Source organism: Streptomyces filipinensis (assembly GCF_014649495.1).
Taxonomy (GTDB): Bacteria; Actinomycetota; Actinomycetes; order Streptomycetales; family Streptomycetaceae; genus Streptomyces; species Streptomyces filipinensis.
Window position 1 is genome coordinate 533,400 of record NZ_BMTD01000003.1, and the last position, 23,888, is coordinate 557,287.

Annotated in this window: 13 protein-coding genes; 4 read left to right on the forward strand and 9 right to left on the reverse strand. The window is 74.7% G+C overall.

The window, feature by feature from the left end; all coding sequences use genetic code 11:
* Positions 1-36 precede the first annotated feature (36 nt).
* Positions 37-402, reverse strand: a complete 366-nt coding sequence (locus IE244_RS10770) for a hypothetical protein (protein WP_191872838.1) — start codon at positions 400-402, stop codon at positions 37-39.
* A gap of 79 nt (positions 403-481) precedes the next feature.
* The gene (locus IE244_RS10775) at positions 482-1,777 is read right to left on the reverse strand and encodes a phosphatase PAP2 family protein (protein WP_191872840.1); all 1,296 of its coding nucleotides are present in this window, start codon (positions 1,775-1,777) and stop codon (positions 482-484) included.
* Here IE244_RS10775 and IE244_RS10780 point away from each other — a divergent pair.
* The 4 genes from IE244_RS10780 (at position 1,719) to IE244_RS10795 (ending at position 3,761) form a co-directional block, all read left to right on the forward strand.
* Complete coding sequence (locus IE244_RS10780) at positions 1,719-2,003, forward strand: hypothetical protein (RefSeq protein WP_191872936.1); 285 nt, start codon at positions 1,719-1,721, stop codon at positions 2,001-2,003. The two genes, IE244_RS10775 and IE244_RS10780, sit on opposite strands and share 59 nt — an antisense overlap.
* 104 nt (positions 2,004-2,107) lie before the next feature.
* Positions 2,108-2,350, forward strand: a complete 243-nt coding sequence (locus tag IE244_RS10785; RefSeq protein ID WP_191872841.1) for a hypothetical protein — start codon at positions 2,108-2,110, stop codon at positions 2,348-2,350.
* A 10-nt stretch (positions 2,351-2,360) separates the two neighbouring features.
* Complete coding sequence (locus tag IE244_RS10790; RefSeq protein WP_229854041.1) at positions 2,361-2,846, forward strand: hypothetical protein; 486 nt, start codon at positions 2,361-2,363, stop codon at positions 2,844-2,846.
* A 177-nt stretch (positions 2,847-3,023) separates the two neighbouring features.
* Positions 3,024-3,761: a thioesterase II family protein gene (locus tag IE244_RS10795; RefSeq protein ID WP_191872843.1), complete on the forward strand. Its 738-nt coding sequence runs from the start codon at positions 3,024-3,026 to the stop codon at positions 3,759-3,761.
* A 66-nt stretch (positions 3,762-3,827) separates the two neighbouring features.
* Here the strand turns inward: IE244_RS10795 and IE244_RS10800 are convergent, their stop codons facing one another.
* From IE244_RS10800 to IE244_RS10830, 7 genes are read right to left on the reverse strand one after another with little or no spacing between them, the layout of a single operon-like run.
* Entirely contained in the window at positions 3,828-5,954 is a 2,127-nt protein-coding gene (locus IE244_RS10800) for a beta-ketoacyl synthase N-terminal-like domain-containing protein (protein WP_191872845.1), read from the reverse strand.
* Positions 5,951-9,193 (reverse strand): non-ribosomal peptide synthetase, encoded by a 3,243-nt coding sequence (locus IE244_RS10805; protein ID WP_191872847.1) that lies wholly within the window; start codon positions 9,191-9,193, stop codon positions 5,951-5,953. The genes IE244_RS10800 and IE244_RS10805 overlap by 4 nt, the downstream gene beginning before the upstream one ends.
* 3 nt (positions 9,194-9,196) lie before the next feature.
* Positions 9,197-13,036 carry a non-ribosomal peptide synthetase gene (locus IE244_RS10810; RefSeq protein WP_191872849.1) on the reverse strand — a complete coding sequence of 1,280 codons (3,840 nt, stop codon included), beginning with the start codon at positions 13,034-13,036 and terminating at the stop codon, positions 9,197-9,199.
* Complete coding sequence (locus IE244_RS10815) at positions 13,033-17,766, reverse strand: non-ribosomal peptide synthetase (protein ID WP_191872851.1); 4,734 nt, start codon at positions 17,764-17,766, stop codon at positions 13,033-13,035. The genes IE244_RS10810 and IE244_RS10815 overlap by 4 nt, the downstream gene beginning before the upstream one ends.
* Positions 17,763-18,818 (reverse strand): MupA/Atu3671 family FMN-dependent luciferase-like monooxygenase, encoded by a 1,056-nt coding sequence (locus tag IE244_RS10820; RefSeq protein ID WP_191872853.1) that lies wholly within the window; start codon positions 18,816-18,818, stop codon positions 17,763-17,765. Before IE244_RS10820 ends, IE244_RS10815 begins: the two co-directional genes overlap by 4 nt.
* Positions 18,803-22,360: a non-ribosomal peptide synthetase gene (locus IE244_RS10825; RefSeq protein WP_191872854.1), complete on the reverse strand. Its 3,558-nt coding sequence runs from the start codon at positions 22,358-22,360 to the stop codon at positions 18,803-18,805. The genes IE244_RS10820 and IE244_RS10825 overlap by 16 nt, the downstream gene beginning before the upstream one ends.
* A complete protein-coding gene (locus IE244_RS10830) occupies positions 22,344-23,723 on the reverse strand; it encodes an MFS transporter (protein WP_191872856.1) in 1,380 nt (459 codons plus the stop codon). The genes IE244_RS10825 and IE244_RS10830 overlap by 17 nt, the downstream gene beginning before the upstream one ends.
* Positions 23,724-23,888 lie beyond the last annotated feature (165 nt).

A 23,888-nucleotide genomic window follows, 5' to 3' on the forward strand; every position in this document is an offset into this window, starting at 1 on the left:
GCATGGCGGGAGCGACGCCTGGACCCCCATGGTCGCTCAGATGCGGTCCGTCAGGTCCTCGGCGTACACCTGGGACAGTGGCTGCGGGCCGACGTACTGCTGGCAGTTGCACTGCCCCGCCTCGAAGCGCAGCGGCTTCTTGTTCTCGTCCCAGGCCGTGGGCACCTCGACGCGTTCGTGGCAGCGGCCCTGTTTGTCGTGCTTGGCCAGGTGGTGTGTGCAGCCGCACACGGGTTCCGGCGTGCGGTGGGCGGCTTCCAGGGCGAGGCGCTCCTGCTTCGCCGCCTCCATCAGTTCCAGCTTCCGCTCATGCCGGTTCTTCAGCGCCGTACGGACGGTGTCGGCGGCCCACCCGAAGCCGCCCGTCCCGAAGACGATCAACACCCACCAGAACGAGTCCATCCTGATCCTTCCCCCGGTACGGCCGTTCTCGGCCGGGCCGCCTACGCGCTTGATCAGGATAGACACTGTTCTGCATGACTCAGACGAGTTCGGGCTGGGGTTCCGGTCGTCGCGTCGGTGCGGGTGCCGGTTCCCATGGCCGGGTGGTCCGCAGATAGCCGTAGATCACCGAGGTCATGGCCAGAATGAGCAGGGGCCCGAACACCCACGGCTGTCCGGCCATCTCCATCGGCAGCCAGCGGTACGCCACCAGGAGCACGGCGAAGACCGTCGTACCGTAGGCGACCAGCTGGATTCCCGGCCGGTCCCAGCCACGGTCGAGCGAGCGCAGTGCCGCCTCGATGGTGAGCGCGAAGACCACGCCGGCGACGAGATCCGCGCCGTAGTGGTAGCCGAATCCGAGCGTCGCGGTGAGCGTGGCGATCAGCCAGAAGGTTCCCGCGTACCGCAGGATCCGCGGGGCTCTGCGGGAATGGACGAATATCGCGGTGGCCCACGCCGTGTGGAGGCTGGGCATGCAGTTGCGTGGGGTGATCCCGTCGTACGTCATCGGGTGCGGGGTGTGGACCGGCGGCGGGGTGTCCGGCCACAGGTTGGCCACCGCCCAGTGCACGCCGCCGGTGCCGGAGGCGCCCGGGCCGTAGGCGAAGACCGGTCCGACCATCGGGAAGAGCATGTAGATGCCCGGCCCGAGGAGGCCGATCACCAGGAAGGTGCGCACCAGGTGATGGCTCGGGAAGCGGCGCTCGGCCGCCACGTCGCGCAGCTGGTAGAGCGCGACGACGACCGCGGCCACCGCGAGCTGCGCGTAGACCAGGTGGAGAACGTGCGTGCCGATCGGGCTGGTGGCCCTGACCATCCGGCCCACCAGCCACGACGGGTTGCCCAGCGCGTGATCGGCGGTGGCCACGTACTGGTCGAGCACCGCCGGGCGGGCCTTGGAGGTGATGACCAGCCAGGTGTCGCCGATCTTGCGGCCGGCCACGAGCAGCAGGCCCAGCCCGGCGCCCTTCAGGAGCAGGACGCGTTCGGCGCCGGTGCGACGGGTGACGGCGATGACCGCGCACCCCAGCATCACCCACAGCGCGCCGTTGCCGAAGAGATGGCCTTCGGTCGCCCGGATGCCGGCCGCCCACCGCACCAGCACGAAGACGGCGTCGACGCCGATCGCGGCACCGGCCGCGAGGAACCGTTGCCGCCGGGTGAGCACCACCATCATCAGCGCCAGGCCGCCGTACACCGGCCCGGGCTTCGGGGCCCACAGCAGCTCTTTCAGCTGGTCGGTGATCGGCCCCGGCTGACCGTAGCGGCGTGCGGTGATCTCCATCGCGACGAGGATTCCGAGAGCCGCCGCACCCGCCGCCGTCCACAGCATCACTCGCCGTTGCCGCCAGGCGGCGGACGGCGCAGCAGCTCTGCCGTTGATTCGCGAGAACACCCGCGACGCTCTAGATATCAATCGTTCAGCCGATTTATTCGATATGGGCGAGATGAAGGAAAGCGATGAGGGTAATCATCACAAGTTCGAATATGCTATCGGAGCGATACGGTCAGCCAGCCGCCGGCTCGTCCGGCAGCGGGTGGTGACCGCGGCTCGATGAGTCCGCGAAGCTGCCGCCCCGACCGCCGGTTCCGGACCCGCGTCGCCCCTACCGTCAAGTCGCGTACCTGCAAAGCGACTTGGGAGAGTTGGGAAGGGGCACAGATGAACAAGGGTCTTCGTACGGCGGCCGCGGCCGCGGCGCTGGTCACCGGGATCGTCACGGCGTCGGCCGCGCCCGCGGCGGCGGCCGGCCGGACCGAGCGGATCACCTCGCAGGAGCAGCTGGCGGCGAGCATCGCCAAGGCGGTCGCGGCCGAGAAGGAGCACGGCGTCGTCAGCAACGGCGTCACCGGCGGCCTGGTCGCCCTCAGCGAGGCGTCGGGCATCAACCGGCCCAACTGCTAGGGGTGCGGAGGTGAGCACCGTGGACGGTTCCGCGGGGCGTCAGCCCCTCAACTGGTGTCCCTCCGGCGACGCGAGCCGCCCGGAGAGCGTGGTCCTCGGCGTCCGCTCCGGGGACCAGGGCGAGGTCGTCTATCTCGCCGATCCGGTGCCGGCTGCCGAGGTCCTGGGCAGCGTCCCGGAGGGCATCGCCCCCCATCGGGTGCTGCGGTTCGCCTCGCACTGCGTGTCGGACTGCGCGAACCGGGTGGGCGAGGCGTGCGGTCTGATCGAGCGCATCCGGACCGTGCCGGCGAAGTCCGAGGCCGGATCCGGGGCCGTACCACGGTGCCACCTGCGTCCGCACTGCAAGTGGTGGAACCAGGTCGGCGTCGAGGGCTGCCACCGCTGCCCCGCCGTCGTCACCCTCAACCCGCACGACGACGAGCTGAACGTGCTCGTCGCCGACCCCGAGACGACCTTGGAGCAGTTGGAGAGCTGGATGGCCGCGGCGCAGTGAGCCGGCCGGCGCGGACGGACTGGACAGGGCCCCGGGCCGGGCGAACCGGCACGGGGCCCGGCCCGTTTCCCTGCGCCGGCGCGTACTTCGGCACGCGCGTGTGCGTGTGCCTCATCGTTTTCAGCGTGTGCTTCACCTTTTGACTCAGCATGTCGTTCAGGACAGAGAGGGACTCCCATGGACGAGTGGATACGGCGCTTCCACCACGCCCCCGACGCCCCCGCCCGCCTGCTGTGCTTCCCGCACGCGGGCGGCGCGGCCGCCGCCTACCACGCCCTGTCGGCCGCGGTCGCCGGCCCGCTGGAGCCCTCGGTGGTGCAGTACCCGGGCCGGCACGACCGCCTCACGGAGCCGTTCGCCGAGCGGATCGACCAGGTCGTGGACGCCGTCCTGGACGCGCTGCCCGCGGATCCGGCGGGCCGGCCGCTCGCGTTGTTCGGACACAGCATGGGCGCGCTCATGGCGTTCGAGACGGCCAGAGCGCTCCAGGCGCGGGGCCGGACGCCCGCCGCGCTGTTCGTGTCGGGTCGCGGAGGGCCCTCGCTGCCGCTCGTGACGCGGTGGACGGGGGTGCCCTCGGACGACGACCTGCTGGCGGAGCTGCGGCTGCTGGCCGGTACGGACGACAGTCTGCTGGTCGACCCGATGCTGCTGGAGCTGGCGCTGCCCGTCCTGCGCGCGGACTACGCGATGCTGTCCGCCTACTCCTACCGCCCCGGCCCCCGGCTGCGCTGCCCGGTGGTGGCGCTGACGGGGGATGCCGATCCGCGGGTGCCGGTGGCCGAGGTGCCGGCCTGGCAGCAGGAGGCGGAGGGGGCGTTCACGACGCATGTGCTGCCCGGCGGGCACTTCTACCTGGACGACCATCTGCCGTACGTGACGGAGGTGCTGACGTCGCTCTTCGCACACGCGTGAGGAAGGGGAAAGGGGGCCGGTGACGACCACCGGCCCCCTTTCCCATGCGCTCACGCGCTCATGTCCTCACGCGTTCTCGAACTCGCTGAGCAGCGCGTCCAGCGCGTCGTCGGGTTCCCGGGACTCGACGATCCGCCGGGCCAGCTCGTCGAGCGTCAGCTCTTCCAGGAACAGGGTGAGCGGCACGTCGATGCCGAAGTCGTCGCGCAGGCAGCCGACCAGATGGACGGCGGCGAGGGAGTCACCGCCGGCGGCGAAGTACGTCATGCCCAGATCGCCGGCGTCGTTCAGGCCCAGCGTCTCGACGAGCAGGGCGCGGACGGACGCGTCCAGGCCATCGCCCGCCTCCGGTCCCTGAGCATCCGGTCCCGGAGCATCCGGCAGCTGAGCACCCGGGGCCTGAGAGGCCGGGGCCTGGGGATCCGGGGCCATGGAATCCGCTCGCCGGGACTCCTGTTCCCGGGACGCCGAGGCCGCCCCCAGGGCGAGCGCCCCGTAGCTCTCGCCGCCGAACGGGTAGGTCGGCAGCGAGACCCGGCGGCCCTGCCCCGGCCACGGCAGCAGCTCGTCCCGCAGCCACGCCTCCCCGATCGCCCGCAGCTCCTCCGCGACGGCCGGGGCCACCGCCATGCGGCCTTCCGCGAGTTCGGCGAGGCCGATCGCGGCCTCCTCCCGGTCGGCGGCCAGGACGTAGGCGCGGACGGCCAGGGGGGTGCGACCGAAGCGGAGGGTGTGGGCGGTGTCGGCGAGGGTGGGGGCATCCGGGGCGCGCAGGGCGGTGGCCAGGCGGCCGGCGAGGGCCTTGAGGGCGTCCTCGGTGTGCGCGGACAGAAGCAGCACCTGCGGATCCGGCGATTCGGCGCCCCGGGAGCGGGGCGGTGCCTGTTCCAGGACGACATGGACGTTGGTGCCTCCGATGCCGACCGAGCTGACGCCGGCCCGGCGGGGGCCGTACTCGGGCTCGGGCCACGGTTCGGCCTCGGTGACGACGTGGAACGGCGAGTCGTCCAGGGCGAGTTCGGGGTGCGGACGGCCGGCTCCGGCGGTCGGGGCGATGACGGCGTGCTCCAGCATCAGGACGGTCTTGATGACCCCGGCCACGCCCGCGGCCGCGTCCAGGTGGCCGATGTTCGCCTTCACCGAACCCAGTCCGATGGAGTTGGTGCCGAGGGCGCCCTTGAACGCGGCGGTCGCGGCGGTCGCCTCGATACGGTCGCCGAGCTCGGTGGCCGTGCCGTGCGCCTCCAGGTACTGGGCGTCGGCCGGGTCCAGGCCCGCCGTCGTCCAGGCCTCCACGATGGCGGCGGTCTGCTGGTCGACGCCGGGGGCGGTGAAGCCGACGCGGGCGGAGCCGTCGTTGGTGACGGCGCTGCCGCGGATGACCGCGCGGACGGGGTCGCCGTCGGCGAGCGCGTCGGCGAGGCGGCGCAGTACGACCACGCCGACGCCGTTTCCGGGCACGGTGCCGCCGGACGCCTCGTCGAAGGGGCGGCAGCGGCCGTCGGACGAGAAGATCCCGCCCTGGTAGTGGACGTATCCGCGGCTGCGGACGGTGTCGACGGCGACCCCGCCGGCGAGCGCCGTGTCGCAGTCGCCGAGGAGCAGGGCCTGGCAGGCGAGGTGGATCGCGGTCAGGGAGGTGGAGCAGGCGGTCTGGACGGTGAGGCTCGGGCCGTCGAGGCCGAGGCGGTAGGAGATCCAGGGGCCGAGGAACTCGCGGTCGGTGAGGATGCGCACCTGCAGGGCGCCGATCCGCGCGGCCAGCCCGGGGTCGGTCTGGGCGGCCAGCATGTGCTCGGTGACACCACCGCCGACGTAGACGCCGGTGCGGCGCGGTGCGCCGAGGGGATCGTGGCCGGCGTCCTCCAGGGCGGACCAGGCGGTCTGCAGGAGCAGCCGGTGCTGGGGGTCGAGGACGGCGGCCTCGGTGCGGTTGAAGCCGAAGAGGCCGGCCTCGAACCGGTCGGCGTCGGCGAGGACGCCCTTGGCCGGCACGTAGTCGCGACCGCGGATCTCGTCCGGGTCCGCGCCGTCGGCGAGGAGTTCCTCCTCGGTGAAGTCGGTGATGGAGGTGACCCCGCCGAGGAGGTTCTTCCAGTACGTGCCGAGGTCGGGGGCGCCGGGGAAGCGGCCGCTCATGCCGATGACGGCGATGGCGGAGTCGAGGGCCTCGGCGGCTGCGGTGTCGGTCATCGGAGTGTGCCTTTCCGGGAGCGGAGTCGTCGGGCGGCGGTGCGCCGGTGGTGTCGTTCACGGCCGCGGGCGGCGGAGTCGTCGGGTTCCGCCTCTCGTGCCTGGTCGAGGCGGGCGGCGAGGGAGGCGACGGTGGGGTGGCGGAACAGGTCGACCAGGGTGATCCCGCCGTCCGCACCGGCTTCGCGCAGGGCGGCCAGCACACGCAGCAGGCGGACCGAGTTGCCGCCCATTTCGAAGAAGTTGTCGTGGACGCCGACCCGGTTCATGACCAGGACGCGTGCCCAGATGTCGGCGACCAGCTGCTCGGTCGCGGTCCCGGCGGCCGCCGCACTCGCGTCCGGCACGCGGCGGGTGACGTCCGGCTCGGGGAGCCGGGAGCGGTCGACCTTGCCGTTGCCGCTGAGCGGCAGTTCCGCGAGGCGGACGAACAGCTCGGGGAGCATGAAGGCCGGCAGCCGCTCGGCGAGGTGGGCGCGCAGGGCGTCGGCGGCGGGCGGGGCGGTCTCGTCGCGGCACACCACGTAGCCGATGAGCCGCTGTTCGTCGCCGGTGCCGCGCACGGTCACCGCCGCGATCCGCACGTCCGGGTGGGCGGCCAGCAGCGACTCGATCTCGCCCAGTTCGATGCGCACCCCGCGCAGCTTGACCTGGAAGTCGCTGCGTCCGAGATAGGTCAGCGCCCCGTGCGCGTCGACGCGGCCGAGGTCGCCGCTGCGGTACATGCGGGTGCCGGGTGCGCCGTACGGGTCGGCGACGAACCGCTCGGCGGTCAGGCCGGGTTGTTCGATGTAGCCGCGGGCGAGTCCGGCGCCGGTGATGTAGATCTCGCCGGTGACGCCGACGGGGACGGGCCGCAGCCGCTCGTCCAGGACGTAGAAGCGGCTGCCCGCGACCGAGCGGCCGAGCACCACCGGGTCGCCCGGGGTCAGGTCGGCCGTGTGGGAGTAGACGGACACCTCGCTCGGGCCGTAGGCGTTCACGATCCGCCGGCCGGGTTCGTGCAGCCGCTCCACGAGTTCGGCGGGGCAGGCCTCGCCGCCGACCGCGATGGTGCGCAGGTGGGGCAGCTGTCCCTTGATGTCGGGCAGCAGCATGGCGGCGGACGGCGGCAGGAACACGTAGGTGATGCGGGAGTCGCGCAGCCGGTGCAGCAGGGCCTCGCCGAGCCGTTCCTCCTCGGTCGGGACGTGCAGCTCGGCGCCGGCGACCCAGGGGAAGAACAGGTCGGAGACGGCGACGTCGAAGCCGAACGCCACGAACTGCAGCACCCGGTCGGCGGCCGTCACCGGGAAGGAGTGGCGCACGGCCGTGGTCAGGTTGACCAGGGAGCGGTGCTCGACGGCCACGCCCTTGGGGCGGCCGGTGGAGCCCGAGGTGAACAGGACGTAGGCGAGGTCGCGGGCGCCGGGTGCCGGGCCGTCGGTGACGGGCCGCGGTTCGGCCGGGTCGGCGCGGTCGACGCGCAGGCAGGGCACGCCGAGTTCCGCGGCCCGCTCGGCGGTGGCCTCGGCGGTCAGCAGCAGGCCGGCGCCGGAGCAGTCGAGCATGTAGCGCAGGCGGTCGTCGGGGTGGGCGCGGTCGAGGGGCACGTAGGCGCCGCCCGCCCGCAGCACCGCGAGCGCGGCGATGCCCTGCTCCGCCGAGCGGGGCAGGAGCAGTCCGACCCGGCTGCCGGGGCCTACGCCGACGGCGCGCATCCGGGCCGCCAGTGCGTCGGCCCGCTCCAGCAGGTGCCGGTAGCTGAGGCGTTGTGTGCCGTGGACGAGCGCGGTGGCGTCCGGGCGGGCCGCCGCGACGCCGGCGATCAGGTCGGGGACCAGCCGGTCGCCGGGGGCGGCCTCGCCGAGACGGTCGTTCTGTGCGACGAGCAGCCGGCGCTCGTCCTCCGCGACCGGGGCGAGGCTGGAGAGCGGGGCGTGCGGGTCGGCGAGGAGGCCGTCCAGCAGGACCGTGAAGGTGCGGGTCCAGCGGCGCACGGTCGCCGCCTCGAACAGGTCGCCGCGGTGGATGAACTGGGCGGCCAGCTCGTCCCCCCAGCGCTCCACGTGCAGATGGAAGTCGAACTTCGCGGTGTCCAGGGTGAGTTCGAGGCGTCGGGTGTCGGTGCCGGCGAGGTCCAGGGTGAGGGCGGTGTCGTCGTCGTAGGAGAAGACGACCTGGACCACGGGGTCGTGGCCGGTCTCACGGACCGGGGCGAGGGCGTCCACCACCGCCTCGAACGGGGCTTCCTGGTACGGGGCGGCGGCCCGCAGGGCGGTACGGACGCGGGTGGTCAGCTCGTGGAAGGAGGGGTCACCGCTCACGTCGACGCGCAGGGCGAGGGTGTTGGCCAGCATGCCGACGGTGTGCTGGAGGTCGGGGTGCTCGCGGCCGGACACCGGGTAGCCGATGACGAGGTCGTCGCGGCCGGAGAGCCGGGCGAGGAAGGCGGCGTAGGCGGCGAACAGGGCCATGAAGGGCGTCGCCCCGCAGGCGCCGGCCGCCTCGGCGAGGCGGGCACGCGTGGCGGCCGGGAGCGGGAAGCGGGCACAGCCGCCGTCGGCGGAGCGCACGGCGGGCCGCGGACGGTCCGTGGGCACCTCCAGGGTGGTGGGCGCGCCGCGCAGCGCCTCCACCCAGTGCCTCACGGCCGTGTCGAACTCCCCCGCCGCCTGGCGTTCGCGCTGCCAGACCGCGAAGTCCGGGAACTGCAGGGGTTGCCCGGGTGGACTGTGCGGCCGTCCGGCGGCTTCGTCCCGGTAGGCGGCGCCCAGTTCGTCCAGCATGACGCCCAGCGACCAGCCGTCGCAGACCAGGTGGTGGGCGACGAGCAGCACGCGGTGGGTACCGTCGTCGACGGCGTACACCGTGCAGCGCAGCAGCGGTCCGGTGGCCACGTCGAAGGGGCGGGCGGCCTCCTGCCGGAGCAGCGTGTCCACCCGGTCGGCGGGGACCGCGTCCTCGACGGTGAGCGCGGCGCCGCCGGCGGCCCGCACGAGCTGGGTCTGGGTGCCGTCCGGGGCGGTGCGGAAGACGGTGCGCAGTGACTCGTGCCGGGCGACCAGCGTGTCCAGGGCGCGCCCGAACGCGGCGGCGTCGAAGGGGCCGGTCACGGCGAAGGCCGCGGGCACGTTGTACTGCGCGGTGCCCGGGTTCAGCTGGTCGAGGACGAGCAGCCGGCCCTGCGCGTCGGAGACGGGGAACGCGTACTCCTCGTCGGTGGCCGGCGGGACGAGGGCAAGGGTGTCGGTGGTCATCGGTCACTCTCCCCGGAGGGTGGTTTCGAGGACCGCGGCGACGCGTGTCGCCGGGTCCGGCTGCAGTACTCCGTCGTGCGTGCAGGCGAGTTCGTGCACGTCGAGGGCGGCGGTCGAGGGTCGCCAGGCGGCCGCCTTCTCGGCGGTGGCGGCGTGGGACTGGCGGGTCGCGGAGAAGAGGGTGACGGGGCCGTCGTAAGGGGACGGGCGCCAGGCGCGGGAGAGGTGGATGTGGTGGGCCTGCGCATCGGTGATCGCGTGCAGGACCCCGTCGCCGAGAGCGGCGAGCGGGCCGTCGGCGGCACGGACCGCGGCGAACGCCTCGGCGCGGCCCCACCGGCCCGGTGGTGCGGGCCGGCCCGGCGCGTGGCTGTCGAGCAGGATCCGCAACGACTCCCGCTCGACCACGTCCGCCGGCAGCCGGGGCGTACCGGGCGGCTGGGGCATCGCGTCCAGCACGGCCAGCAGCCGCACCTCCTGCCCGGCCGCGCGCAGGCGTGAGGCGATCTCGTGGGCGACACAGCCGCCGAAGGAGTGGCCCAGCAGGGCGTACGGGCCGTTCGGCACGCGGGCGCGGATGCGCTCGGTGTACGCCTCGGCCAACGCGTCGACGCTCGCCGGGAGCCCGCTCGCCCCGTCGGTGAGCGCTGGGCTCTGCAGGGCGTGCACCGGGCGGTCCGGGTGGAGGTGCGGGAGGAGGGCGGCGAAGGACCAGCCGAGTCCGAGGGCCGGGTGGACGCAGAAGAGGGGGATGCGGCCACCGCCTGGGCGGAGGGTGAGGAGGGGGGACAGGTCGGTGTCGGGAGTGGGGACGGTGCGGGCGGCGAGCAGGGCGGGGGTCGGGGCCGCGAACAGGGTGGCCAGCGGCACCCGGGCCTTCGACGCCAGCCGCAGCGCGGTCAGGGAGTGGCCGCCGGCCGTGAAGAAGTCGGTGTCCGGGTGGACGTCGGGCACGCCGAGCACCTCTGCGAACAGCGCGCACAGCCGCCGTTCGCGGTCGTCGCGCGGGGCGCGGGTGCGGCGGCCGCCGAGCGCGGCGCCCGTCGGCTCGGGCAGTGCGGCCCGGTCCGTCTTGCCGTGCCGGGTGAGCGGTACGTGGTCGATGCGGGCCCATACGGAGGGGACGAGGTGGGCGGGGAGCCGTCGGGCGGCGGCCTCCTTGGCCCTGGCCAGGAGGGCGGGCCAGTCGTCGCCGGTGGCCTCGTCCGGCAGGAGCCAGGCCGCCAGCCGCTTGCCGCCGGTGGCGTCCGGGCGTGCGGCGACGACGGCCCGCCGTACCCCGGGGCAGGCCGCGAGCGCGGACTCCACCTCGGCCGGTTCGATACGGACGCCGCGCACCTTGATCTGGTCGTCGGCACGGCCGCGGAAGTCGAGGACGCGGTCGCCGGTCCAGCGGGCCAGGTCGCCGGTGCGGTACATACGGCCGCCCGGCGGCCCGTACGGGTCGGCGACGAACCGCTCGGCCGTCTGTCCGGGTCGTGCGAGGTAGCCGTGCGCCAGGCCGGTGCCGGCCAGGTAGAGCTCGCCGGTGCCTCCCTCGGGCACCGGGCGCAGGAGGCCGTCCAGGACGTAGGCGCGGGTGTTGTCCAGCGGGCGGCCGAGGGGGATCACGCCGGGGCCGCCGTCGGTGGTGTGGGCGGTGGCGAAGACGGTCGCCTCGGTGGGGCCGTAGCCGTTGACGACGGTGGTGCCCGGGCAGTGGGCCAGGACGCGGGCCACGGTCGCGGGGTCGAGCACATCGCCGCCCGCCCAGATCTCCGTCAGTCCGGCCGCCGACTCCGGTGCGATCTCGGCGACCGTGCGCAGGAGTTCGGGGGTGAGGAGCAGCGCGGTGATCCTCCGTTCGGGTATCACGCGGCGCAGGAGGCCGGGGGTGACGGGGCCGGGTGGGGCGACGACGACCGTCCCGCCGTTCAGGAGCGGGATCCACACCTCGTACGTCGACGAGTCGAAGGTGTACGGGGCGTGCAGCAGCACACGGCGGTGGCCGTCGCCCTGGAAGCGGGCGTCGGCGGCGAGTTCGACGATGCCGCGGTGCGGGACGACGACGCCCTTGGGTTCGCCGGTGGAGCCGGAGGTGTGGAGGACGCAGGCGGGTGAGCCGGGGTGGGGTTCCGGGAGGGGCGAGGTGATGGCCGCGCCGGGCGCGTGGACGTCCAGCGCCTGTACGGCACCGGGTGGTTCGGTTGCCGTCCCGGCGGTCAACGCCAGCCGGATCCCCGCCGCCTTCGTCAGCCGGGCCAGGCGTTCGGCGGGCTGGGCCGGGTCCAGCGGGAGCCAGCAGGCGCCCGCCTTGAGGACGGCCAGCTGGGCCACGACCACGGCCGGGGAGCGGGGCACCAGCAGGGCGACCGTGTCGCCGGGGGCCGTGCCCGCCCGGATCAGACGGGCGGCCAGGGCGTCGGAGGCGGCGTCCAGGCCGGCGTAGGTGAGGACGCCGTCGTCCGACTCGACGGCCGGGGCGTCCGGGGTACGCGCGACCTGCTCGGCGAACCGGCCGGTGACGGTGGCCGGCCGGGCCGGGGGACGGACCGGGCCGGTGGCGAGGTCGATCAGCCCCTGGTGCTCCGCGGGCGGCAGCACGTCGATGCGGTCCGCGATCCGGTCGAGGCCGTCCGCCAGCCGGGCCAGGGCATGGGCCGTTCGCCCGGCCGTCGCGGACGCCGACAGGCCCCGGCGGCAGCCGACCGACAGCGTCAGCCGCTCACCGGCGGTGACGGCCAGGGTCACCGGGTAGTGGGTGGCGTCCGTGACCTGGAGGAGGGCCGGTTCGTCCGGGTCGGTGTCGTCCTCGCCGCGCTGCGGGAAGTTCTCGAAGGCGAGGACGGAGTCGAACAACTCCCCCACACCAGCCGCCTGTTGGATGTCGGCGAGCCGTGCGTGCTGGTGGGCGGCGAGCCGGGACTGCTCCTCCTGGAGGCGGACCAGCAGCTCGGTGACGGTCTCGCCGGCCCGCAGCCGGACCCGTACCGGGAGCGTGTTGACGAACAGGCCCACCATGCTCTCGACGCCGGGCAGGTCGTGCGGACGGCCGGAGACGACCGCGCCGAAGACCACGTCCCGGCCGCCGGTGGTGCGGGCCAGGACGAGGGCCCAGGCGGTCTGGACGAGGGTGTTGAGGGTGACGCCGGCCTCCGCCGCGCGCCGGGTGAGGGTGGCGGTCAGGCCGGCGGGCAGGCGGATCAGGGCGCGGTCGCAGGGGGAGTCGTCGGCCGTGGCCGGGAGCGTGAGCGGTACGGGCGGTTCGAGGCCCTCCAGGGCCTCGGCCCAGGCTGTCTCCGCCTTGTGCCGGTCCTGCCGCGCCAGCCACGCCAGGTAGTCGCGGTAGGAAGCGGTGGGCGGCAGCGGGCGGCCCGCGACCAGGGCGGCCAGGTCCGCCTCCAGGACCGGCATGGACCAGCCGTCGAGCAGGATGTGGTGGAAGGACAGGAGCAGTTCGGCGCCCGTGTCGTGGCGGGCGAGGGTGGCCCGCACGAGAGGGGGCCGCGCGGGGTCGAAGCGCCGGGACGCGTCCGCGTCCAGCAGCATCCGCATCCGTACGGCCCGCTCGTCCGGACCGAGGCCGGTGAGGTCGGCCTCCCGCCACGGCACCCGCACCGCGCGCGGGATGATCTGCACGGGCCGGTCGAGGCGTTCGTGGCGGAAGCAGGCGCGCAGATTGGGGTGGCGCCGCAGCAGTTCCGTCACCGCGGCCCGTGTCCGCTGCGGGTCGGTGCCGGGGCCGATCCGGAACCGGGCCTGGACCAGGTAGGGGTCGGGTCCCGTCGTGTCCCGCAGGGTGTGGAAGAGGAGTCCTTCCTGGGCCGGGGACAGCGGCAGGACGTCCTGGACGTTTCCGCTCATCGGACGGCCACCTCACCGTCGAAGCCGCCGAAGCCGGCGAAGCCGTCGATGTACTCCTCGGACTCCACGTCGTCCTCGAACTCCAGTCCGTCCTCCAGCTCGGCGAGCTGATCCACGGTCAGGGCGACCAGCGGGAAGTCGGACGGGGTGTGGCCGGCGGCCGAGCCGTCCGCCGTGTCCGCCACGAGCGCGGCGAGCTCCTCGGTCCACAGCCGGGCCAGCTCGCGTACGTCGTCCTCGGCGAGCACGCCCTGCGCGTACGAGAAGGTCGCCTCCAGCCGCGGTGCGCCCTCCGTGCCCCGGGCCAGTACGTCGATCTCCAGGGCGTGGGCGACCGGCACCGCGTCCGGCCCGGAGTCGAGCAGCCGTCCGCCGGCCGCGTCGTCCCCGGCGAACCGGCCCAGGTAGGCGAAGCGGACGTCGGGAGCGGGCAGCGCGGCCAGGGCCGGGCCGGCCTCGGGGTGGAGGTAGCGCAGCAGGCCCCAGCCGAGTCCCGCGGACGGCACCGCCCGCAGTTGCTCCTTCACCTGCTTGAGCGCCGCGGGTCCGGTGTCCGTGCCGAGGTCCAGACGGACCGGGTACTGGGTGACGAACCAGCCGACGGTGCGCGAGACGTCCACGGGTGCCGACAGTGCCTCGCGTCCATGTCCCTCCAGGTGGAGCAGGAGGTCGGTGCCGGTGCCGCGCCGGCGGACGGCCGCACGGACCAGGGCGGTGAGCAGAACGGCGTCGGCGCCGCAGTGGAAGGCGCCGGGGAGGGTGACGAGGGCGGACCGGGTCAGATCGGCGTCCACGTCGACGGTGACGGCGGCGCGGCGGGGGGCGCCGGCGGAACCGGCCGACCGGCTCGCCCAGTCGTCCTCCCCGATCAGCAGCCGGGCCTGCCCGGCGGTGCTCAACCGGCCCGTCCACCAGTCCAGTTCGTCGGTCATCCGGTCCGCCTCGGCGGGCAGCAGCCGCGCCCACCGGGCGAACGAGGCGCCCGGGTCCGCCGGGGGTTCGCCGCCGTCCGCCAGCAGCCGTGCCAGCTCCTGCCCCAGCACCCGCCAGGACACTCCGTCGACGGCCAGGTGATGCACCAGGAGCAGCAGCAGACCCGGCCGGTCGGGCCCGGCGTCGAACCAGACCGCCCGCAGCATCTCCCCCCGCTCCGGATCCAGTACGGCGGAGCGCGCCGCCGCTTCGGCGAGGTCTGCCGGGTCGGTGCCGGCGGGGACGGCGATCCGCTCAGCGCGTGCGGTGGCGGGGCCCGCCTCCAGTTCCCAGTCGGCGGACGCGTCGTGCCGGACCAGTCGCATGCGCAGGGCGGCGTGACGGTCGGCCAGGGCCGTGACGGCGGCGCGGACGCGGTCCTCGTCGACGCCGTGCGGCACGGGGAACGCCATCGACTGGATGAACGTGCCCAGGGGGCCGCCCTGTTCGCGCCACCAGCGCATGATCGGGGTGAGCGGGAAGCGGCCCTCGGCCAGGTCGGGTCCGGTCGGCTGCTCGGGGGCGGCCGGGCGGGCCGTCAGGGCCAGGCGGGCCGGGGTGCGGGCGGTGAAGACGTCCCTCGGGGCGAGGAGCAGGCCGGCCGCCGCGGCCCGGGCGGCGAGCTGGATGGCCATGATGCTGTCGCCGCCGAGCCGGAAGAAGTCGACGTCCACGTCCACCGGTTCGGTGCCGAGGACCTCGGCGTACAGGGCGCACAGGGTCTGTTCGGCGGTGGAGGTGGCGCGGGGGACGGCGGGCGGGGCGGCCGGGCCGCGGGGGGCCGGGGCGGGCAGGGCGGCCTTGTCGATCTTTCCGTTGGAGGTCAGCGGGAACGCGCCGAGGACGACCACGTCGGCCGGGACCAGTCCGGCGGGCAGACGTTCGGCCGCGTGGGTGAGCAGGGCGTCCGGGTCCGGGGTGTGGCCGGGGACCGGGACGACGTATCCGACCAGCTGCGGGCGGCCGGCCCTGCCCTCCCGGACGAGGGCCACCGCCCCACGGACGGCGGGGTGTTCGGCGAGGACGGCCGCGATCTCGGCGGGTTCCGCGCGCAGGCCGCGCAGTTTCACCTGGTCGTCGGTGCGGCCCAGGTAGTGGAGGGTGCCGTCGTCGTCCTGCCAGGCGAGGTCGCCGGTGCGGTACATGCGGGAGCCCGGGGGGCCGTAGGGGTCGGCGGTGAAGCGGTCGGCCGTCTGCGCGGGACGGTGCAGGTAGCCGTGGGCCAGGGGGCCGGAGAGGTACAGCTCGCCCTGCGTGCCCGGGGGGACCGGGCGGAGCCGGTCGTCGAGCAGGCGTACGTGCGCGCCGGCGAGGGGACGGCCCAGGGGCGGGCGCGTCTGCCCGCGCTCGTGGCCGAGCGGCTCGGAGAGCGTGACGGCGACCGTCGCCTCGGTGGGGCCGTACGCGTTGTGGAAGCGGCGGCCGTCCACCGCCCAGCGCGCCACCAGCTCCGGCGGGCAGGCCTCCGCGCCGACGGCGAGCACCCTCAGGTCCGGGTAGCTGCCGGCCGGTACGGTGGCCAGGACGGACGGTGTCGTCATGACCGCGGACACCCGCCGCCGCGCCAGCACCCGTCCCAGGTCCTCGCCCACCAGCATCCCGGCGGGCGGCAGTACCAGTGTCGCGCCGGCGCCGAAGGCCATGCACAGGTCGGCGACCGATATGTCGAAGGTCGGGGGGCCCAGCTGGAGCACCCGGTCCCCGGGGCCCAGGTCCAGCCCGTCCGCCAGGGACCGTGCGAGCGCGGCCAGTCCCGAGTGCGGGAGGACGACGCCCTTGGGGGTGCCGGTGGAGCCGGAGGTGTGGATGACGTAAGCGGGGGTGGACGGGTCCGGGTAGGGGCCGGTGAACGGCTCGCCCTCGTACGCCTCCGGGCCCGGTACCAGTACCGGTACGTCGCCGGCCGCCGGCGGCGCGTCGTCCGCGACGACCAGCACGGGGTCCGCGTCGGCCAGCGTGCGCCGCAGGCGTTCCGCGGGGTGCTCGGGATCGAGGGGCAGATACGCGGCGCCCGTCCGCTGGACGGCCAGCGCCGTCACCGGCCAGTCCGTGCCGCGGCCGCGCAGGAGCGCCACGATGCGTCCGGGGCCGGCCCCGAGCCTGGCCAGGGTGCCGGCCAGCCGGTCGACGCGGTCCGTGAGTTCGCCGTACGACAGGGTCCGCGCACCGGTGTCGAGTGCGGGCGCGTCCGGGGTGCGGGCGGCCTGGCGGGCCACCAGCTCGGGCAGCGGGACCGGTGCCGCCGCGGCGGCGCCGGACGCCAGGCCGAGCAGGCGTTCACGCAGGCCCGACGGCACGATGCCGAGGTCGCCCACCCGCACCGCCGGGTCCGCCGTGACCTGCCGCAGCAGCTCGACGTAGCACTCGGCCCACCGCGCCACCGCCTGTGGTGAGAACGTGTCCGTACGGATCTCGAAACTGCCGATCATCGCGTCGCCGCTGTCCTTCACCACGCCGACGAGGTCGTGCTCGCCGCCGGTGTGGATGCGTTCCGGTTCGGCGAACTCGCGTACCGCGGAGACGCTCGGCTGCTGGGTGAGGTGCATGAAGACCCACTGGAACAGCGGGGACCGGCCGAGCTTGCGCTCGGGTGCGGCGGCCGCGACGATCCGGCCGACCGGCAGGTCGGCGTTGGCGACGAGGTCGGGGAAGTCCGCCGCGAACACGGCGAGGAGGTCGGCGAAGGAGCGGTCGGGGTGGACGCGCCAGCGGGTGGGGACGGCGTTCATGACGTAGCCGATGACCCGTTCCAGGCCCTTGGCGGACCGGTTGGCGACGGGGGTGCCCAGCACCATGTCCTCGGCGCCGGTGACCCGGTGGGCGAGGACGGCGAACGCGGCCATCAGGACGCCGTAGACGGTGGTGCCCGAGCGGCGGGCGAGGGCGCGGACGGCGGCGGCGGCCGGCGGGTCGAGGTCGAAGCCGATGTGGACGATGCCGTCGGGGTCACGGTCGGGGTCCTCGGCGGTGGATCCGTGGCCGGGGGCGGTGAGCGGGGCGGGCGGATCGGCCAGGTAGCGGCGCCAGAAGGCGAGGCGCTCGCCGAAGACACCGGCGTCCTCCAGCTCGCCCTGCCAGGCGGAGAAGTCGGCGTACTGGATGTCGGGGCGGGTCAGCCGGGGCCGGGTGCCCTCACGGATGGCCAGGTAGGCCTCGGCGAACTCGTTCTGGAGGACGTCGAAGGACCACCAGTCGGCGATGACGTGGTGCACGCTGAGCATCAGTGTCGTACGGCGGTCGTCGACGCGGACGAAGCGGCCGCGCACCAGGCTGCCCCCGTCCAGGTCGAACGGGCGTCGGCGGAAGGCGTCGAAGGCCTGGTGGACGCTGGTACCGGTGCCGCGCAGGTCGTCGCGCTCCAGGACGAAGGGGCCGCGGTCGGGGAAGTCGACGCGGAGTTCACCGCCGGGGGTCTCGGTGACCCGGGTGCGCAGGATGTCGTGGTGCTCCTGGACGAGGGTGAGCGCGGCCTCCAGGTGGGCGGGGTCCACGGGGTCTTCGAAGTGATAGGCACAGCACAGGTTGAGGGCGGGGGTGCCGGGATACAGCGACTCGTACGCCCACAGGTCCTGCTGCGCGGGGCTGAGCCGGACCGGCCGGGCGGGGTCCCTCGGCGGGACCACGGCGGGCACGTCCCGCACGCGGCCGCTCTCCACCAGCTTGCGCAGCAGCTGCACGCGCTGCTCGCCGCCGAGCGCGCTGAAGCGGTCGGCGAGGGAGGCGGCGGGCCGCGGTCCCGGACGGACGGGGGCGGTCATGACAGGCTCTCTTTCAGTTCGGCCAGCCGGTTCAGGCTCGTGAGGACGTCGTCGAGGCCGAGGCCGAAGTCGACGAAGCAGGCGACCTCGTCCACGCCCAGTTCCGCCAGGTCGGCGAGCATCTTGGCGCAGTGGCCGGGCGAGCCCAGCAGGCTGCCCCAGCTCAGGTAGCGCTCGAACGCGAACTCCGCGAGCAGCGCGGTCTTCTCCTCGGTGAGCGCGGCGGTGCCGGCGTCGGCGGTGCGGTTGGCGGCGGTCTGGCGGAGGTAGGAGGCGAGGTACGTCTTCAGCGGGGCGGCGGCGAGGCGCCGTACCTCGGCGTCGTCGGCGCCGACGTAGGTGTGCGCCATGAGCGTCACGCGGCCGTGCGCGTCGGTGCCCCGCTGGTCGGGGGCGGCCGCGCAGGCGGCGCGGTAGCGGGCGATGCGGTCGGCGAGGTCGTCGCGGCTCTGCCCGACGGTCGCGCCGAGTACCCCGCAGCGCAGCCGGCCGGCCGCCTCCCATGTCTGGGGGTTGCCGGACGTGGTGATCCACAGCGGCAGCGACTCCTGCACGGGCCGCGGCTGCGGCAGCACGCTGACCGGCTTGCCCGTGCCGTCGGGGAACTCGGCGCTCTCCCCCGCCCACAGCGCGCGCAGCACGGGAACGGTGTCCAGGGTGCGGGCACGGCGGTCGGCGTAGTTGCCGGGCGCGAGCGCGAAGTCGGCGGAGTGCCAGCCGGTGGCGACCGACAGGCCCACCCGGCCGTGCGAGAGGTTGTCCACGACCGCCCAGTCCTCCGCGACCTTCAGCGGGTGGTGCAGCGGCAGTACGACGCTGCCGGCGCGGATCCCGATCCGTTCGGTGGCCATGGCGAGCGCCGCGCTGAGCACGGGCGGGCTGGAGAACACCTGCCCGACCTGCTGGAAGTGGCGCTCGGGCGTCCACACGGCGTGGAAGCCGAGGCGGTCGGCGGTACGGGCGACGGTGAGGATGTCCTGGTAGGTGCGCTCGTGCCGCACCTGTCCGCTGGCGGTGCTGTCCGCACCGAAGAACATCACGCTGAGGTCCACTGCCTGTCCTCCTGCTTCCTGCTTCCGCGATGGGGTGCGGTCGTCTGGGGCGTCTGGGCTCGGTTCGGTACGCGCGGCCTGCGCGGGATGGGTGCCATGGCGGGCTGCGGGCGGGCCGCGGCTTCCTCCAGTCCGGCGGCGAGGGCGGCGACGGTGGGGGTGGCGAAGAGCTGCGCGGCGGTCACCGGCCGCTCGGGGGTGCTGAGGCGGGCGGCGACCCGTACGGCGCGCAGCGAGTTGCCGCCGAGCGCGAAGAAGTCGTCGTGGCGGCCGATCCGGGGCAGGCCGAGGACGTCGCGCCAGACGGCGGCGACGCGCTCCTCGGCGGGGGTGCCGACGGCCGGCGCGGTGGTGCGGGCCGGTGCCGCGAGGCGGTCGGCGGCGCCCGCCCGACGGGGCGGTTCGGGCAGGGCGAGCGCGGACAGGCGGGTGTCCGGGGCGGCCGCGGCGGCCTCCAGGGCCTGCGGGAGTGCCTCGGCCAGCCAGCCGACGAAGGACTCCTCCAGTGCCTCGGCCCGGTACTCGAAGGTGAGGGTGAGGCCGCCGGGCGTGCCGTCGGGGGCGGTCGTCTCGGACACGTCGACGAGCAGCTCGAACCGGGCGGACCCGGTGCGCACGAGCTCCACGCCGGTCTCCGCGCCGGGCAGCGCGACCTCGGCGCGTGCGTTGTTCTGCAGCGCGAGGACCACCTCGGTGAACGGCTGCCGGCCGGGCCTGCGGGCGGGGCCCAGCGCGCCGACGACCTCCTCGAACGGTACGTCCTGGTGGGCGAAGGCCCCGAGGTCGGTGTCCCGGACGCGGGCCAGCAGTTCGGCCGCGGTGGGGTCGCCGGAGGCGTCGGCGCGCAGGACGAGCAGGTTCACGAAGAACCCGACGACGTCCTCGACGTCACGGTCCGACGCCCGCGCGGCCACGGGCGCGCCGACCGCCGTGTCGGGGCCGGCGCCGGTCCGCAGCAGCACGGTGACCAGGGCGGCGTGCAGGGCCATGAAGAGGGTGGCGCCCTGGCGTCGCGCGGAGTCGACGAGCCGGGTGTGTGCCGCCGGATCCAGCCGCCGTACGACGACCGCGGCGGCCGGGCCGGGCACGGCCGGCGCCTCAGGGCGGCGCGGCAGCAGGGGGCCGTCGGCGTCCAGTCCCGCCAACCGCTGTCTCCAGTAGGCGAGTTGTACCGCCGCCAGGGACCCGGGGTCGGCCGGCGAGCCCAGCCGGTCGAGGCGGCGGCGGGCGTGCTCGGCGTACGGGACGGCGAGCGGCCCGAAGCCGGCCGGACGGCCCTGGACACGGGCGGCGTAGGCCTGTGACAGATCGCGGAACAGCGGCCGCAGCGACCAGCCGTCACCGGCGATGTGGTGCACCAGCACGAGCAGCGCGTGCTCGTCGGGCCGCTCGCGGAGGGTGAACAGCGCGGCCCGGACGGGCAGTTCGGTGCCCAGCTCGAAGCGGCGCCGCGCCGCCTCCTCGATGCGGGACTCCAGCTCCCGTCCCCCGACGTACTCATGGGCGAAGGGTGGCTTCGCCCCCGTTCCTCGCACCACCCGCCGCACGGGGACGCCGTCGGTCTCCCCGAAGAGCGTCCGCAGCACCTCGTGCCGGTCGGCCACGTCGGCCAGTGCGTCGGCGAGGGCGTCCGGGTCGACCGTGCCGCGCAGCCGGACCAGCATGGGCAGGTTGTAGGCGGCACCCGCACCGGTCCGGTCGAGGAACCACAGGCGTTGCTGGGCGTCGGACACGGGCAGCGGGCCCGACGCGGTGGCGGGCTCGGGCGGCGGTGCGGCCGCGGGGGCGCGGTCGACGAGCGGGGCGAGCCGGGCCGGGGTGGGCGCCTCGAAGAGCGTACGGATGTCGAGCTCGACACCCAGCACGGAGCGGATGCGGCCCGCCAGACGGGCGGCGAGCAGGGAGTTGCCGCCGAGCCGGAAGAAGTCGTCGTCGGGGGCGAACGGGGTCGACAGGACCTGGGAGAACAGGTCGCAGAGGGTGCGTGCGGTGCCGTCGGCCGTGCCACCGGCCGCCTCGGCCGTGCCACCGGCCGCCTCGGCCGTGTCGCCGGTCCGCGCGGCGGCGGGGGCCGGCTCCGGCAGCGCCGCCCGGTCCAGTTTGCCGCTCGGGGTGAGGGGCAGGGCGTCCAGGGTCACGAAGGCGGCCGGTACCAGGTGGTCGGGCAGGACCGTGCGGGCGTGGTCGCGCAGTTCGCGGGCCGTGGGCGCCGGCGCCCCGCGGGTGACGACGTACGCGGTCAGCTGCCGGTCCCCCGCCGGGTGCGCGTGGGCGATCACGGCGGCCCGGTCGACACCCGGGTGTCCGGCCAGGACCGTCTCGATCTCGCCGGGCTCCACCCGGAAGCCCCGGATCTTGATCTGGCTGTCGGCGCGGCCCAGGTGCTCCAGGACGCCGTCGAGGCGGCGGCGGACCAGGTCGCCGGTGCGGTAGAGGCGTTCGCCCGAGGGGGCGGCGACGAACCGTTCGGCGGTGAGGGCGGGTTGGCCGGTGTACTCCCGGGCCAGGCCCGCGCCGGCCGCGTACAGCTCGCCCGTACCGCCGTCGGGGACGGGCCGCAGCCGCTCGTCGAGGACGTACAGGCGCTTTCCGGCGAGCGGGCGGCCGATCGGGAGGGGCCCGCCGGTGCGCAGGTCCTCGGGGGTGACCGGGTGGGTGGTGAGGAAGACCATGCACTCGACGGGGCCGTAGCCGTTGCTCAGTCTCAGGCCGGGCCGGCGGGCGAGGGCGCGGGCGACGTGCGGGGGCGACAGTGCCTCGCCGCCCACGAGGAGTTCGCGCAGTCCGTCGAGGGCGTCCGGGTACTCGTCGACGACGACGTTGAACAGGGATGCCGACAGGTACATGGACGTGACGCCGTGCCCGGCGATCAGGCGTGCCATCACGAGGGGTTCGGGGCGGCCCGGGGGGTGCAGCACACAGGTGCCGCCGTTCACGAGGGGACCCCACAGTTCGAGGGCGAACGCGTCCCAGGACAGGGGCGCGCACTGGAGCCAGACCGCACCCCGGCCGAAGGAGGCGAAGTCCTGGCCGGTGAGGGTGGCCGTGATCGCCTCGTGCGGGGCGGCGACGCCCTTGGGGCGGCCGGTGGAGCCGGAGGTGAACATCACGCAGGCGCGGTCGGCGGGGCCTACCGCGACCGTGCCGTGCGGCAGCGGCGTCGCGCTCTGGGCGTCCTCGGGGTGGACCACGGGGGCCTCGACGCCGGTGAGGTGCGCGCCGCGGGGTGCGACCACGGCGCTGACGGCCGCGTCCGTCGCCATCGCGCCGAGGCGCGCCGCCGGGAAGCCGGGGTCGAGGATCAGATAGGAGGCGCCGGCCTTGAGGACGCCGAGGACGGTCACGACCAGCTCGGTGGACCGCTCCAGGTGTACGCCGACCGTGTCGCCGTGCCGTACGCCGTGCCGGGCGAGCAGTGCGGCCCACCGGGCGGCGCGCGCGTCGAGCTCGGCGTACGTCAGGCGGTCGCCGCCGTCGATCAGGGCGAGGGCGTCGGGTGCCGACCGCGCCTGGTGCTCGATGAGTTCATGCACGCACTTCATCGCGGACCCCTTCGTGTTCCCGAACGCCCTGCGCGTCGTCGTCCGCGTCCGGCATCACCAGGTCGATCTCCCGGATGTTCCGGCTCGCCAGCCCCCACAGGGAGACCCCGATGCCCGCCAGGCCGGCGAGGAAGAACATCCCGGCCATCCCGCTGCCGGGCCGGTCGCCGAAGAGCGGGCCGAGGACGGTGAACAGGCCCGTGCCGTGGGCGGCCTGCGGCTCGAAGACGTGGTCGGCGAGCGGGCCGGACAGGGCGGTGGCCAGCGGGACGGAGATGTAGCCGAGGCACATCACCGCGCCGAAGACGCGGCCCTGCCACTCCTGGGGGACCTTGGTCTGCACGACGGCGTTCATCTGGGAGTTGACGACCGTCATCAGCAGGGCGCCGATCAGCACGGCCACCGACCAGCCGACGACCCCGCCGGCGAACGCCATGCCCACCAGCGCGGACAGGCACATCCCGATGACGCCGAGCATCATGCCGCGGCCCCGGTCGCGCGGCCCGCCCCACGCGGCCATCAGCAGGCCGCCGGCGACCCCGCCGACGCCGATGGCGGTGTTGACCGTGGCGAGCGCGGCGCTGTCGGCCCGCAGCAGGACCATGGGCTGGATCAGGGCGAAGCCGAAGACCATCACCAGATTGACGACACAGAAGTTGACGATCAGGTCCCGCAGGCCGGGCGTGCGGAACAGATAGCGCAGGCCCTCCCCGGCCTCCGCGGTGATGCCGCGGCGCGGCCCGGTGGGCGGCGCGGGCCGGTCTCCGGTCAGCCGCACCAGTCGTACGCCGATCAGGGCGAGCACGTAACTCGCCAGGTCCGCCAGGAGGGTCGGGCCTATCCCGAAGAGGGTGAGCAGGATGCCGCCCAGGGCCGGGCCGCCGATGCTCGCCGCGCTCTTGGCGCCGCTCAGCAGGCCGTTGGCGCGGCCGAGCTGGTCCTTGCGGACGAGCAGCGGCACGGCCGAGGCCAGGGCCGGGAGCTGGAAGGCCGCGCAGGCGCCGAGCAGGGCGGTGGCGACGTAGATCTGCCAGGAGTGCAGCAGGCCGAGATAGTGCAGCAGTGCCAGGCAGCCCACGACGAGGAGGCCGCCAGCGTCCGCCAGCTGGAGCGCGGACCGCTTTCGCATACGGTCGACAATTGCGCCCGCAATGGGGCTGAGGAGCGCCTGTGGGAGCAGCGCGCACAGCGAGAGCGCGGTGACGGCGCTCGCCCGCTCCCCGCTGGACCAGACGTCGACGACGAAGGCGAACCGGACCGCCGCACTGCCGACGAGCGAGACGGCCTGGCCCGACCAGACCAGCATGAGCGGCCCGAGGCCGGTGAAGCGGCCGGGGCTCGGATCGGTTGGAGTTGCTGTCACTGCACTGCCCCCAGGACGGTCGCGTGCGGTCAGGGCACCGGGCTCGTGGGGCCGGGTCCGCTGTCGAATGGCCGCCATGATGCGGGGGCCGATTACCGACGCGTTCCCATCGCGAACGTCTGAAAAGGATCAGGACGGGAACGGATCGGGACGGGATCGGGAGCC